The organism is Actinomycetota bacterium, assembly GCA_035765775.1.
Taxonomy (GTDB): domain Bacteria; phylum Actinomycetota; class CADDZG01; order JAHWKV01; family JAOPZY01; genus DASTWV01.
Genome location: DASTWV010000042.1, coordinates 26,650 through 40,239 on the forward strand (window position 1 = coordinate 26,650; position 13,590 = coordinate 40,239).

Sequence of the window (13,590 nt, forward strand, 5' to 3'; positions counted from 1 at the left end):
CCCTCCCTATAGTGACTCGTGGATGGACGCACAAGCACAAGCGAGGGTAAGATGCACGGCTGCTCCACTTGCTCATTCACGAGTGGTCCTCCGTGCCCGGACCTTCCGGCGACCCGGAAGCTCTCGGCAGGTTCCAGGGAGGCAAACGCACATGCGTGACTACGAAGCCGTCATCGTTCTCGACCCGCGCTTGGAGGAGTCGGCCTCCAAAGAGGCTCTCGAGCGCTTCAGCAAGCTCGTGGCTACCAAGGGCGAGATGACCAAGATCGACTCGTGGGGCAGGCGCCGCCTCGCATACGAGATCCGGCATCTCAACGAAGGTATGTACCACGTGGCGAAGTTCAAGGCCGACCCGACCTTGGTCGAAGAGCTCGACCGCCTCTTCAAGATCGGAGAGGAGTATGTCCGGGCGAAAATCGTCCGGATATCCTAGGAGCCGGGGGCAACCTCGGCGAAGGAGGGGTCGGAGATGTCGAATCAAGTCACCATCGTGGGCAACCTCACACGGGACCCGGAGTTGCGCTACACGCCCAACGGCGCGGCAGTCGTGAAGTTCGGGGTCGCGGTCAACCGTTCCTACACCAACCGTAACGGCGAAAAGGTCGAGCAGACGGACTTCTTCACCGTCAATGCCTGGCGCCAGCTCGCCGAGAACGTCGCCGAGTCGCTCAAGGTCGGCTCCCGGGTCATCGTCAGCGGGCGCCTGCAGGCCCGCACCTGGGAGACCGAGGGCGGCGACAAGCGCAGCACCGTCGAGATCGAGGCGGACGAGATCGGCCCCTCACTGCGCTGGGCCTCCGCCACCATCGTCAAGCCCGACCGCGGGGGTCCCGGCGAGTGGCACACCGAGCCCCAGGCGTCGGATTCGTCAGCCGGATCGATGTCCGGGTCCTATCCCCAGGAGGTGCACGCTGCCCCGTAAAGACACGCGCAAGGATTCGCGGGGGGCCGGCTCTGCAAAGTCGCAGAAGTCGGCCCGCCCGCAGCGCAAGAAGGTTTGTCATTTCTGCCGAGACAAGGTGACCTACGTTGACTTCAAGGACGTGGTCATGCTGCGCCGGTTCGTCTCCGACCGCGGCAAGATCCGCGCCCGGAGGGTCACCGGCACGTGCTCGCAACACCAGCGGGAAGTCGCCCGGGCGGTCAAGAGCGCCCGCGAGGTGTCGCTGCTGCCGTACATGATCCGATGAAGGTCGTCCTCAACGCCGACATCGGCCGCCTGGGCCACAAGGGCGACATCGTCGAGGTGGCCCCCGGCTACGCGCGCAACTACCTGCTGCCCCAGAACCTCGCCCTCACCGCCAGCAAGGGCGTCGTGCGCCAGGCCCAGGACATGCGCCGGGCGCGGGTGGAGCGGGAGCGTCGGGAGCGGGCCACTGCCGAAGCCCTGGCCGCATCCATCGGCGGCTTGGTGCTCAAGATCCCGGCGAGGGCCGGCGAGGACGGGCAGCTGTTCGGCTCGGTCACCACGTCGGACATCTCCGAGGCCCTCGGCGCCGCGCTCAGCGAGCCCATCGACCGCCGGAAGATCACCGTGCCCACCCCCATCCGGAGCCTGGGGGTGCACGAGTACGCCGTGCACCTGCGGCCGGACCTGACGGTGGCCGGCTCGGTGGAGGTCGTGGCGATCAGCTGACGGCCGTCCGGGTTTCGCCGTCGCCGCCGCCCTCCTCGGGCGGCGGTTCCGTTTATCGACCGCGCGGGAACCGTCTGCCGCCCCCCGGTCCCAGAGCCGCTCGGCATGCGCCAACACTTCCCGGCTTGACTGGCCACGCATCCCCTGCCCTATAGTCGGGGCCATATGTTGTGGCTTTCGGCAAAAACTCCACAACATATTGTGGACAAAATGGGGGGAAACATGTTGGCGGCCTGTGTACAGACCTCTGGAACCTGTGGATGCACAGCGGGATCCAGACACCTTTTGTCACACCGAGCTGGTACAGTTGCGAACACATGTTCCAGCCACGTCCAACGGGGAGGCTCGGCATGGCCACCCGCCTGAGGGTGACGGAGTCGGGTCCGCCCAACCGGGTCCCGCCGCACAACCTCGAGGCCGAGGAATCGGTTCTCGGGGCCTGCCTGCTGTCCCGGCAGGCCATTGCCACCGCCATCGAGACCCTGAGCCCCGAGGACTTCTACAAGCCGGCGCACGTCGAGATGTTCCGCCTCATGATGGACCTTTACGCCCGGGGCGAACCCCTGGACGCCGTGACCCTGGGCGAGGAGCTGAAGCGCCAGGGCAATCTCGACGAGTTCGGCGGCAGGCCCTACCTCTTCACCCTCGTCTCGTCGGTGCCCACGCCGGGATCCGTGGCCCACTACGCCCGCATCGTGCAGGAGAACGCCACCCTCCGGCGGCTGATCGACGCCTCGCAGCAGATCAACGACCTCGCCTTTGCCCTGCCCGAGGACGTCGAGGAGGCGGTGGACCAGGCCGAGGATCTCGTCTACCAGGTCTCCAACCGGCGGGTCTCCGAGGACCTCGCCGCCCTGAAGGACCTGCTGACGGAGAACATGGAGCTGGTCGAGAAGCTGTACGAGCGGGGCTCGGCCATCACCGGGGTGGCCACCGGCTTCAACGACCTGGACGAACTTACGGCCGGCTTCCAGCCCTCCAACCTCATCATCGTCGCCGCCCGCCCCTCCATGGGCAAAGCTCTCGCCCTCACCACCCCCATCCCCACCCCCAGCGGATGGACGCCGATGGGGACGCTGGCGGCCGGGGACACGGTCTTCGACGAGGCCGGGCGTCCCTGCCGCGTCGACCACGTCTCCGAGGTCTACACCGACCACGCGTGCTACGAGGTGTCTTTCGACGACGGGGACACCCTCGTCGCCGACGCCGGCCACCAGTGGCTCGTCTGGGACCGTGCAGCCTGGGAGGGCGGCAGGGGGCCGCGGGTGGCCAGCACGGAGCACCTGGCAGCCGAGGGAGTCCGGGTGGACGCCGCAGGACAGCCGGCCAGCCGTTGGATCGTCCCCCTCGCCGAGCCCCTCGATCTCCCCGAGGCCACCCTCGCGGTGGACCCCTACGTCCTCGGGTGCTGGCTGGGGGACCGGCACGCCGCCGGCGACGCCGGTTCGCCCGCCGACCGGGCGCACTTCGTCGGCGAGTTCGAGGCCGCCGGCTACTGCCTGGACTCGCCGCTGCATGGCTGCTTCGTGCTCGGGACCAGCCCGATGCGCGCCTCGGGGATCCTGGTGGCCCAGGGGGGCGAGTGCCGGCTCCTGGCGGCCGAGCTGGCGTCACTGGGCCTGAGCGGGCCGGGCCCGCACCGGATCCCGGCGGCCTACCTCCGCAGCTCCTTCAAGCAGCGCCTGGCGCTGCTGCAGGGCCTCATGGACACCGCCGGGGACACCGCCGGGGACACCGCCGGGCCCGACGGGGTCGAGGGCGTCGAATTGCGCCTCAGGGCTGGCGGGCTGCTCAGCGATGCCCGGGAGCTCGCCTGCTCGCTGGGGCACCGGCCGGGGCCGGTCCAGGCAGGCGGCATGCGCTGGGAGCCGCTCGACCCGGTGTTCCGCCTGCCCCGCAAGGCCGACGCCCTGGCCGCCTTCCCGGCCGCCCACGCTGGCGGCCGCCCGGGTCACCGCTGCATCGTCGCCATCCAGCCCGTGCCAGCCGTCCCTGTGCGCTGCATCCAGGTGGACTCGCCGAACCACCTCTACCTGGCGGGGCGTTCGATGATCCCTACGCACAACAGCGCGCTGGCCCTGTCGATCGCCCAGCACGTGGCCACCAACGACCAGGTCCCAGTGGTCATCTTCTCGCTCGAGATGTCGAAAATGGAGCTGGTCCAGCGCCTCATGTGCTCCGAGGCCCGGGTGGACTCCAACCGGCTGCGCAAGGGGGCGCTGCAGGACTCGGACTGGCCGAAGTTGTCGCTCGCCCTCGGCCGCCTGGCCGAGGCCCCGATCTTCATCGACGACACGCCCAACGTCACCATCATGGAGATGCGGGCCAAGTGCCGGCGGGTGGCGTCGAAGACCGGGCTGGGCCTGGTGATCATCGACTACCTCCAGCTGATGGCACCCCTGAAACGGACCGACAACCGGGTGCAGGAGGTCTCCGAGATCTCCCGGTCCCTCAAGATCCTGGCCCGGGAGCTGAACGTCCCGGTGGTAGCCCTGTCGCAGCTCTCCCGGAACGTGGAGTACAGAGCGGACAAGCGGCCCCTACTTGCCGATCTACGGGAGTCGGGCTCGATAGAACAGGATGCCGATTTGGTTATGTTCATCTACCGGGACGAAGTCTACCATCCCGACTCGCCGCAGCGGGGCATCGCGGAGCTCCACATCTCCAAGCACCGCAGCGGCCCGATCGGCAAGGTCGAGCTCACCTTCCTGGAGCACTACACCAAGTTCGCCAACCTGGCCCGGGGGATGTAGCGGCATTTAAGTCTTTAGCCCGAGCACCGCCTGAAGTACCGCCCTGCCTCGCCGGGCGAACGGCAGGCCGGGCGGCGGAAACTTGTGGATTGAGCCGCCATATTGACGGCCGTTTCCACAAGTTTCCGCTGCGCCCGAGCCAGGGCCTGCGGCCCTGCCGAACCGCTACGACCCCTCGTGCCCCGAGCCGTGCTCGGCCGTCGGCGTCGACGTCACCGTGGGGGTCACGCCGTGGTCGTCCTTGTCGCCCTTCTGGTTCTCGCCCTGGTCCCCAGCGTTCTCACCCTGGTCATCGCCCTTGGCAGGCGTCACAGTCCCGGTCACGCCGTCATCGTGGTGCTTGCCGTTGGCCGTGGCGCCCACCGCCGCCTTCGCCGCCACCAGAGCCACCTGGCAGGCCGCATCCGGCGTCCCGCCCTCAGCCACCTTCGCCGAGACCGCGCTGGCGTCCTGGGCCACGAAGGACACGAACTGCCCCTTCTGGCTGCCCTTCAGGCCGAGGGTAGAAGCGGCGTGGGCAGCGAACGACACGCAGTTGCCGTGGTTGACGGCCGCCGTGGCGGTACCCGAGACATCGTCACCGTTGACGGTGCCGGAGACCTCATGGTCGTCGTCGCCCTTCATGGTGCCGCTGACGCCGACGGTCCCGGAGACGCCCTGGCCGTCCTGGTCGCCCTCCGCCGTCACGGTCACGGCGTCGTGATGCGGGGTCGGCAGCGTGATGCCGATGGTCGATGCTGCGTCGGCCACCGCCTGCTGGGCCGGGCCGGGCAGGCTTCCCGCGGCTGCCAGGCCGCCGGTGGCCGCCGCCGCAGCCAGGGCCACGGTCAGGATCTTTGCGGTCAGGGATGCAAACAGGGAACTGAACACGGTTCTCCTCCTCCACTTCGGTTGCCCGGAGGCCCCCGGCGCTCTCCGCCACCAGGGACCCGCAGCCGGCACCACTGCCGGCTCCCGAGCTGGATCGGTCGTGAGGCGAGAAGCCGCCACAGCCGCGGCGATGTGCTGGCGCTCGACCTCAGGGTCGGGCGCTTCGCAGAACGCCGCCCGCACGTCGCGGGCGAAGTTCCCCAGCTCTCGGTCCAGCGGGTCCGCTCCCTCCGGCGTCTTGCCGGCGAGGAGTCGGTCGAGATCCTTGTCGCTGAGGTTGTCGCTGAGGTTGGGGCGGTCTCTCATCTCGGGGAAGTCAGCGCCGTCCTCGCTCATAGGGTTGCCATCTCCAGCGAGATCGCCCGCTTCACTGCCGCCAGGCCCCGGCGCTGCAGCGCCTTGACCGTGTTCGGGCGCTTGCCCACCGCCCGGGCGACCTCCTCGACGGTCAAGCCGCCCACGATGCGCAGCATCAGCACCTCCCGCTGGTCGTCGGTCACCTGCGCCAGCAGGCGCCGGACCCGCAGGACGTCGAGGTTGCGCAACGCCTCATCCTCGACATCGCCGGTATCGCCGTACCCGGCCAGGACCTCCCCGGGCTGCGGGTCGGCGGGTCGGCGGGCGTAGTAGCGGCGCTCGTCCAGGAGGCGGTGGTGGGCGATCACAACAACCCAGGAGCGGAACTCATCCTCCCCGCCCGAGAAGCTCGGCAGATCCCGGGCGACCTGCAGGAAGACCTCGCCGGTGAGGTCCTCCGGTTCCCGGGCCCCCCGGCTGCGCAGGTAGCCCAGCACCAGGGGTGAGAGATCGCGGTACAGCGCGGTCCAGGCCCATCCGGCGCCGGTGCGCGCCGCAGCCAGGACCGTCGGGAAGCTCTCGCCTACCGCCGTGCCAGTTCTCGCCACGCTCTTGTCATCGGGCACTTGGTCGTCCAGGGATATAGCCCGAAAGGACTAGTTCTTCCCCGGCAGCGGCGCCGGCAACCACGCCCGCTACAGTGGCTCCATGACCCAGCCCCAGCCCCAACCCAAGGGCCTCGACGACCCGACGATGATCGACATGGTGCGCCTCACCCCGAACGAGGACGCCATCGAGCTGATCATCGTGCACGACAAGGCCTGGGAGGGCTCCACCCGGCAGATCCTTGCCCTCCAGGAGAAGTGGCAGACCTACGTGGGCTTCGCCATCTACGGCACCCTCGCCCGGAACTACCCCGACTACGCCCACCTCCCCTGGCGGATCGTCGTCGAGACGACGGGGGAGCCCGACCCCAAGACCAAACAGTTCCTCGGGCGGGCCAACGAAGAGTCCAAGAAGCAGGGCGGCGAAGTGGTCGTCGCGGTCAAGCGGCCAGCCCCGAAGCGCTAGCCCCACCCCCCTTTTGATGACCGGTCGATGACGGGGCTGGAGGAGCTGGCCGTCTTCGGCACCGGCATCGCCGCCGGGACCATCAACACCATCGTGGGCTCGGGCACCCTGATCACCTTCCCCACCCTGCTCGCCTTCCACTTCCCGCCGGTGGTGGCCAACGTGTCCAACACCATCGGCCTGGTGCCCGGGTCGGTCTCCGGGGCGGTCGGGTACCGCACGGAGCTGGTGGGGCAGGGCAGGCGGGCGCGGCGGCTGGGCATCGCCGCCGGGTTGGGCGGGCTGACCGGCGGGCTGCTGCTCCTGGTGCTCCCGGCGGCGGCCTTCAAGGACATCGTCCCGGCCCTCATCGCCCTCGCCTGCGTGCTGGTGATAGCCCAGCCGGCCATCGCCCGGCGCATGGCCCGGCGGCCGGCCCGGCGGGCGCCCCACCCCGACGGCAGCCTGGCGCTCATTGCCGGCGTCTACGCCACCGGCGTCTACGGGGGGTACTTCGGTGCCGCCCAGGGGGTGATGCTGATCGGCATCATGGGCCTCTCCCTGCCCGACAGCCTGCAGCGGATCAACGGCCTCAAGAACATCCTGGCGGCGATCATCAACGGGGTGGCGGCGATCCTGTTCCTCTTCGCCGCGCACATCGCCTGGCGCCCCGCCCTGCTGCTGGCGGTCGGCTCGACCATCGGTGGCCAGATCGGCGCCAAAGCCGGGCGACGCCTCCCCGCCCTGGCCCTGCGCATCCTGGTGGTGGCGGTCGGCATCATCGCCGTCGTGCGCCTGGTCTGAGCCGGCGCCCGGCTCCCGGGGCGCCGCGCCCGCCGGGTCCGTAGGATTGGTGAGCCATGCCCAGCGAGACCCTGCTTCTGGCCGAGGACGGCGGTGTCGCCACCATCACCCTCAACCGGCCGGCCAAGCGCAACGCCCTCAACGCCCGGATGTTCGACGAGCTCGAAGCGGCCTTCGAGTACATCGCCGGCAGCCCCCGGGTGCGCGCCTTCATCCTGACCGGTGCCGGGGGCCATTTCTGCTCCGGCCTCGATCTCACCGCCTTCGACGAGCTGCCCACCTCCCCGGAGGCAATGGCGGCGCGCATGACCCGCATCGAACGCATGGTGACCGCGGTGGTCTACTGCCCGAAACCGGGGGTGGCCGCGGTGGCGGGCCACGCCGCAGGGGGCGGGGCGAGCCTGGCCATGGCGTGCGATCTGGTGGTCATGGCCGACGACGCCCACTTCTCCGAGCTCTTCGTCCGCCGGGGCCTGGTGATGGATATGAGCGGCACCTTCACGCTGCCCCGCTCCGTCGGCCTGCACCGGGCGAAGGAGCTGGCCCTGCTGGGCGAGGCCATCGGGGCCGCCCGGGCCTACGAGATCGGGATCGCCAACCGGGTGGTGCCCGCCGGGGACCTCCCGAAGGCCGCCCGGGAGCTGGCGGCCAAGCTCGCCGCCGGACCCCAGGAGGCGATGGCCCGCATGAAACGGGCGTTGAATGACTCGTTCTCGACCCCCTTCGAGGGGGTGCTGCGCCGGGAGGGCAAGGACCAGACCGAGATGTTCTCCTCCCCCGACGTCGACGAGGCCATCCGGGCCTTCCTGCAGGACCGGCCGCCGAACTTCGGGGGCCAGTAGGAAGCAGCTACTCGCTGCGCAGGATCGAGGCGGGCCGGGCCCGGGCCGACACCGCCGCCGGGCCGGCCGCCAGAAGGTTGGCCCCGACCACCACTGCGGCGCACAGACCCACCACCGTCACCACGGGCACGACCGGCACCGCGACCACGCCGAGGTTGGTGGCGAATGCCCGCCACACCTCCCGCCCGGCGGCGATCCCCAGCGGGACCCCCACCACGATGCCCACCGCAGCCACCGTGCACGCCTGCCAGCACACCGCGGCCACCACCTGGTGGCGCAGGAGGCCCAGGGTCTTGAGCAGCCCCAGCTCCCGCCGGCGCCGGGCGACGCTCACGACCAGGACGTGGATGACGGTGGTGGCGCTGAAGAGAGCCACCACCAGGCCGACGATGAGCGGGAAGTTCACCGCCTGGCCGAAGTTGACCAGGTTGGTGGGCGGCTGCGGCAGGCTCGCGATCTGGGGGTACTGCTGCACGTAGCGGGCCACCGCCGCCCGGCCCGCGGCGGTGGGGGCGAACCCGGCCAGGACCACGTAGTCCAGCTGCTGGCGGACCTGGTCGGCGCAGCCCTGGGCGGCGGGCCCGGACCCGCACTCGGCGGCAACGAGGCCATCGATGTCGAAGATGGCACCCCGGTTCAGCCCCACCACACCGAAGTCGGGTGGGAAGGCGGCGATACCCACCACCCGGAACATCGAGGTCCGGGACCCGCCGCCCGGGAGCGAGACGGTGACCTTGACCGAGGATCCCAGCTGGGCGTGCGCCTGGTGCAGCGTCTTGCTCCCCAGCGCCACCTCCCCGGCCTGGCCGGGAACGCGGCCCTGGACCGACGAGATCAGCAGCGGGCCCTGGATGGGCTGCCCGGCGATGGCGTCGGTGGCGACTCCGTTGATCTCCACCGCCCCCGACACACCGAGCGTGACCCGGCGCACCGTGGGGTCCTGGTGGAGGCCGGCCAGGATCGGGGCGGCCGCGTCCGGTCCGGTCCCGGTGCTGTTGAACCACATCGAGAACGCCTGGCCGTACAAGGGCGGCGTCGCCACCAGGTGGCCGAGGCTGGCGCCGAACACCGCTGTACCGCACAGCGCCGCCACCGCCACCGCGGTGCCCACCAGGGCGTTGCCCACCGGGACCGCCTGTTCCCCGTGCCCCCGCTCGACCGCCCGGCGGATGCCGATCAGCGCGCTGGCAGGCAGCCGCCAGGCGGCCAGGACCCCGACGATCCGGGAGGGCCGGGGCTGCTCGGCTGCCACCGCCCGCCACGGCTGCCGGGTGAAGGCCGACGCCAGGAGCGCCACCAGCGCCACCAACACCACGATCGCGGCCGCCCCGAGGCCGAGCACGGACAGGTTGACGGCGAACCCGGGCGAGGGATCGGCCACCCGGGCCTCCCCCAGCGGGGCCAGGGGCGATAGGACCGCGGCGAGGATGACCGCTCCCACCGCGCCCGCGACCCCGATCGCCAGCGTGCGGGCCAGGGCGATGCCCCGCAGCTCGCCGGGCCCCAGGCCCACTGCCCAGAGGGTCCGGTTGGTCACCGATTCGCTGATCGCCTGGCGCCGGAGGGCCTGGCCGGCGGCCGCTGTGCCCGCCAGCCCGATGAACACGGCGAGCACCCACCAGCCGACCGCCTGGGGGTGGATGGCCGACGTCACCGATGTCGCGCTCTCCTGGCTCCCGGTGCCCGCGGCCACCGCCCGGATGTCGCTGTCCAGCCGGGGAAGGTCGGCGGCGCCCCGGCGCAGGTGCACGGCGTAGCCCCGGAACAGGAAGGTCTGGGCATTGAACGCCCGGCCGAAGGCCGGGGTGAGCAGGAGGGTGTAGTTCGGTGTCCCCACCGAAGGGAAATCCGGCTCCGAGGCCTCGAAGCCCACGATCCGCAGCGACACCGTGGGCCCGGCCGGGGGCTGGTCGGTGCTGCCGAAGGCCGCCTGACCCTGAGCGGCCGAGAAGAGAGGCACGGAGACGACGCTGCCCAGGTGCAGCCCGAAGTCGTGCTGCAGCGTATACGAAGCGACCACCTCGTCCGCCGCCACCGGGTTGGCGAAGCGCCCGGACACCAGCTTGGCGAAGTGCGGCAGGGCGGCCGTGGACACCTCCAGCAACCCGAGCGTGGAGCCGGTCAAGTGGCCAGTGCAGGCACAGCGGGGGTCGCCGCTCGCCGGCCCGTCCAGGGTGACGACGGCACGGACCTCCGGGAGTGAGGCAAGATCCAGAGGCTGGCCGGCGTAGACGAAGGAGTCGAAGCCGTAGGTGCTCAGGTACCGCGGGAATGCCGAGGCGGTGCGCCAGCCGGCGGCGGCGGTGGCCAGGACCAGGCCCCCGATACCGGCCACCAGTACGGCGAGCGCCAGCCAGGAGCGCCACCGCCGGCGGAGCTCCGCCTGGGTCACCATCCACACTGCGCTCACGCCCCGTATTGAGGCACAGGAGAGGCTGCGACGCCAAGGGTGCCAGCCGGGGGTCTAGGCGGGTGGTTGCCCCCCCGCCTCAGCTAACCCGGCGCCGAGCTGGGTGCCGAGGCGCGCCAGGCGTCCGTCCCACTCCGCCCCCACCGAGGCCATCCAGGTGACCGCCTCGGCCATGGGGGCCGGGGTGAGGCGGAAGCGGTTTTCCCGCCCGACCCGCTCGCCCGCCACCAGGTGCGCCCCGGCCAGCTCGGCCAAATGCTTGGCGATGGCCTGCCGGGAGATCGGCAGCACGCCGGCGAGCTCGGTGGCGGTCATCGACGGGCGTTGCGACAGGCAGCGCAGCACCTCCCGCCGGGTGGGATCGGCGAGCGCGCTGAAGACGGCATCGGGGTCGGTCACGGACTAGCCCAGCATCGTGATCGTCGGTGGCTCCCAGTGCCGGCGGGGCAGCCCGTAGGGATCCACCATGGCCGGCGGCGGGGCCAGGACGATCGGTCCCGGGACGGGCAGCATCTCCCCCGGGGCGGGCAGGGCCACCGCCGGGGTCTCGACCACGGTGAGGGACGTCCCGCCCTCCTCGGGCCGGACCAGGAACTCCACCCGTGACCCGGGGATGCGCTCGGGTGCCTGGCCCCCGGGCGCCACCGGCGCGGGGAGCCAGCGGAAGGCGAAGCGCTCGGGGGCGTCCACCACCTCGATGATCGCCCGCCGGAGGTGCCCGGCGGCGTCCCGGAAGACCAGCCGCCCGCCCGGGCGCAGATCGAGGGTGACGACCTCCTCGCCGAACCACTCGGAGAGCTTTTCGGGACGGGTCAGTGCGGCCCACACCTCCCAGGTCCCCGCAGTAAAGACCACCCGGCGCTCGACCTTAGCTCTGGCATCCATCTCCGACCCTCCCTGTGCAATCATTCAGTTGCGTCTTCGGCCACGGGCGGGCTACACTCGCAACCAACCAGTTGCAGTATATGCACGAGGAGGCCCGCACGCATGAGTGAATACCTGGTCCCGATGGTCGTCGAAACTACGCTGCGGGGGGAGCGGGCCTACGACATCTACTCCCGCCTGCTCTCCGAGCGCATCGTGTTCCTGGGCACCCAGATCGACGACGGGGTGGCCAACATCGTCACGGCCCAGCTCCTGCACCTCGAGTCGGAGGACGCCGACCGGGACATCAACCTGTACGTCAACTCGCCCGGGGGGTCGGTCTCGGCGATGCTGGCGATCTACGACACCATGCAGATGGTGGCATGCGACGTCTCGACGTGGTGCGTCGGCTTCGCCGCCTCGGCGGCGGCAGTGGTGCTCGCCGGCGGGGCAGCCGGGAAGCGCTTCGCCCTGCCGCACGCCAGCATCCTGATCCACCAGCCGCACGGCCAGGTGGGCGGGCAGGCGGTGGACATCGAGATCCACGCCCGGGAGATCCTGCGCCAGCGCCGCCTGGTGGACGAGATCCTGGCCCAGCACACCGGCAAGGCGGTGGAGCAGATCTCGGCCGACACCGACCGCGACTTCATCATGACCCCGGAGCAGGCGGTCGGCTACGGACTCATCGACCGGGTCGCCGAGGCCCGGGCGGCCAAGCGTGCCCGCCTGGGGGGTGCCGCGGCGGGCCGGGCGGGCGCAGGCTTGGCGGGCGGGTTCGGTAGCCTCGCCCCATGAAGGTGAGGCTGGACGGACCGGGCGCAGTCATCGTGCGGGGCAGTGGCGACGTGGGCTCCGCCATCGCCCACCGTCTCTTCAGCTCGGGGTACCGCGTGGTCATCCACGACGGCCCATCCCCCTCGGCGCCCCGGCGGGGCATGGCGTTCACCGACGCCGTCTTCGACGGATCGGCCACCCTGGAGGGCGTCGAGGCCCGCCGGGTCGACGATCCGGCCGGTCTGGTGGCCGCCCTGGCCGGCCGCGCCTGGGTGCCCGTCTGCGTTGCGGACCTGGAGGCGGTCCTGGCCGCCGTCCCGGCTGCAGTGCTGGTGGACGCCCGCATGCGCAAGCGGGCAACCCCGCAGGCCCAGATCGGCCTCGCCCCGCTCACCATCGGTGTGGGGCCCAACTTTGTCGCCGGGCAGACCACCGACCTGGTCATCGAGACCAGCTGGGGCGACCAACTCGGCACCGTCATCACCGCCGGGCGCTCGCTGGACCTGGCCGGGGAGCCGCGCACCTACGGCGGGCACGCCCGGGACCGCTTCGTCTACGCCCCGGCGGGCGGCGTTTTCCGCACCGGGCACAACATCGCCGAGGTCGTGGAGGCCGGGGAGGTCATCGCCACGCTGGACGGCGCCGAGCTCGTCGCCCCACTGCCCGGGATCCTGCGGGGGCTGGTGCACGACGGGGTGACCATTGCCGCCGGCACCAAGTGCATCGAGGTCGACCCGCGGGGGGATCCGGCCTTCGTGCGGGGGATCGGCGAGCGCCCGGGGGCGATCGCCCGGGGGGTCCGGGCGGCCATCGAGGGCTGGCCCGACTCGTAGCCTGCCGGGCCTGGTCGGGCCGGACTAGAACTAGGTTGCGGGTTCCGTCTTGCACCCGGGCGCGCTGCCACCCCGGGGGGGTGGGTGGCGAGCGCTCGTTCAGGGCCGCATGGCCGCCGGGGGGAGACGGCACTGCGGCGAGACGGCCGGTGAGGCGAGCCGGGAAGCGGATCCCGGGGGGGTTCGGGCAGAGTTCCTGACCTTGACCCGGCCCGTGTCTTCCAACCGACCGTCGAGCTATACATAGTTTCGGCCCAGAACCTCCCCTTGAACATGGCGCGTCATGACCATTTCTTCATAGTCAACTTGGGGGATGCCGGCTAGTTACCGCGGCAGTCAACTCCACGATTTGACCGGGTTTGGACCAGATGAGAGCGGATGAGGGGAATCGAACCCCCGCCTGAAGCTTGGGAAGCTTCCGTTCTACCATTGAACTACATCCGCACGTTCGGACTCA

14 protein-coding genes, 1 tRNA gene and 1 pseudogene are annotated in these 13,590 nt (G+C 70.9%); 10 read left to right on the plus strand and 6 right to left on the minus strand.

Features of this window, described 5'->3' with window-relative positions; genetic code table 11:
• Window positions 1–151: 151 nt before the first annotated feature.
• From rpsF to dnaB, 5 genes and pseudogenes are all read left to right on the plus strand, one after another.
• Window positions 152–433, plus strand: coding sequence for a 30S ribosomal protein S6 (gene rpsF / locus VFW71_09125; protein ID HEU5002928.1), 282 nt, complete (start codon window positions 152–154; stop codon window positions 431–433).
• Between the two features lie 36 nt (window positions 434–469).
• Window positions 470–922 (plus strand): single-stranded DNA-binding protein, encoded by a 453-nt coding sequence (ssb, locus tag VFW71_09130; protein HEU5002929.1) that lies wholly within the window; start codon window positions 470–472, stop codon window positions 920–922.
• A gap of 64 nt (window positions 923–986) precedes the next feature.
• Window positions 987–1,190: pseudogene (gene rpsR / locus VFW71_09135) on the plus strand (30S ribosomal protein S18).
• The gene (gene rplI / locus VFW71_09140) at window positions 1,187–1,636 is read left to right on the plus strand and encodes a 50S ribosomal protein L9 (GenBank protein ID HEU5002930.1); all 450 of its coding nucleotides are present in this window, start codon (window positions 1,187–1,189) and stop codon (window positions 1,634–1,636) included. The pseudogene rpsR and the gene rplI overlap by 4 nt, the downstream one beginning before the upstream one ends.
• 350 nt (window positions 1,637–1,986) lie before the next feature.
• Complete coding sequence (gene dnaB, locus VFW71_09145) at window positions 1,987–4,389, plus strand: replicative DNA helicase (GenBank protein HEU5002931.1); 2,403 nt, start codon at window positions 1,987–1,989, stop codon at window positions 4,387–4,389.
• Window positions 4,390–4,554: 165 nt separating this feature from the next.
• On the opposite strand, the gene VFW71_09150 is transcribed toward dnaB, so the two are convergent.
• Both VFW71_09150 and VFW71_09155 read right to left on the minus strand, forming a co-directional pair.
• Window positions 4,555–5,595 (minus strand): hypothetical protein, encoded by a 1,041-nt coding sequence (locus VFW71_09150; GenBank protein ID HEU5002932.1) that lies wholly within the window; start codon window positions 5,593–5,595, stop codon window positions 4,555–4,557.
• Window positions 5,592–6,182: a sigma-70 family RNA polymerase sigma factor gene (locus VFW71_09155; GenBank protein HEU5002933.1), complete on the minus strand. Its 591-nt coding sequence runs from the start codon at window positions 6,180–6,182 to the stop codon at window positions 5,592–5,594. Before VFW71_09155 ends, VFW71_09150 begins: the two co-directional genes overlap by 4 nt.
• Window positions 6,183–6,264: 82 nt before the next feature.
• Here VFW71_09155 and VFW71_09160 point away from each other — a divergent pair, with 82 nt between their 5' ends.
• From VFW71_09160 to VFW71_09170, 3 genes are read left to right on the plus strand one after another with little or no spacing between them, the layout of a single operon-like run.
• A complete protein-coding gene (locus VFW71_09160) occupies window positions 6,265–6,627 on the plus strand; it encodes a DUF6572 domain-containing protein (protein ID HEU5002934.1) in 363 nt (120 codons plus the stop codon).
• A gap of 27 nt (window positions 6,628–6,654) precedes the next feature.
• The gene (locus VFW71_09165; protein ID HEU5002935.1) at window positions 6,655–7,410 is read left to right on the plus strand and encodes a sulfite exporter TauE/SafE family protein; all 756 of its coding nucleotides are present in this window, start codon (window positions 6,655–6,657) and stop codon (window positions 7,408–7,410) included.
• 56 nt (window positions 7,411–7,466) lie between these two features.
• Window positions 7,467–8,252, plus strand: a complete 786-nt coding sequence (locus VFW71_09170; protein HEU5002936.1) for an enoyl-CoA hydratase-related protein — start codon at window positions 7,467–7,469, stop codon at window positions 8,250–8,252.
• A 7-nt stretch (window positions 8,253–8,259) separates the two neighbouring features.
• Here VFW71_09170 and VFW71_09175 read toward each other — a convergent pair whose 3' ends face one another.
• The 3 genes from VFW71_09175 to VFW71_09185 are packed head-to-tail and all read right to left on the minus strand — an operon-like array spanning window position 8,260 to window position 11,547.
• Entirely contained in the window at window positions 8,260–10,662 is a 2,403-nt protein-coding gene (locus VFW71_09175) for an FtsX-like permease family protein (protein ID HEU5002937.1), read from the minus strand.
• A 54-nt stretch (window positions 10,663–10,716) separates the two neighbouring features.
• Entirely contained in the window at window positions 10,717–11,061 is a 345-nt protein-coding gene (locus VFW71_09180; GenBank protein ID HEU5002938.1) for a metalloregulator ArsR/SmtB family transcription factor, read from the minus strand.
• A gap of 3 nt (window positions 11,062–11,064) precedes the next feature.
• The gene (locus tag VFW71_09185; GenBank protein ID HEU5002939.1) at window positions 11,065–11,547 is read right to left on the minus strand and encodes an SRPBCC domain-containing protein; all 483 of its coding nucleotides are present in this window, start codon (window positions 11,545–11,547) and stop codon (window positions 11,065–11,067) included.
• Window positions 11,548–11,649: 102 nt separating this feature from the next.
• Here VFW71_09185 and VFW71_09190 point away from each other — a divergent pair, with 102 nt between their 5' ends.
• Both VFW71_09190 and VFW71_09195 read left to right on the plus strand, forming a co-directional pair.
• A complete protein-coding gene (locus tag VFW71_09190) occupies window positions 11,650–12,321 on the plus strand; it encodes an ATP-dependent Clp protease proteolytic subunit (GenBank protein ID HEU5002940.1) in 672 nt (223 codons plus the stop codon).
• Complete coding sequence (locus VFW71_09195) at window positions 12,318–13,133, plus strand: xanthine dehydrogenase (protein ID HEU5002941.1); 816 nt, start codon at window positions 12,318–12,320, stop codon at window positions 13,131–13,133. The genes VFW71_09190 and VFW71_09195 overlap by 4 nt, the downstream gene beginning before the upstream one ends.
• A gap of 373 nt (window positions 13,134–13,506) precedes the next feature.
• Here the strand turns inward: VFW71_09195 and VFW71_09200 are convergent.
• A tRNA-Gly gene (locus VFW71_09200) sits at window positions 13,507–13,577 on the minus strand.
• Window positions 13,578–13,590 lie beyond the last annotated feature (13 nt).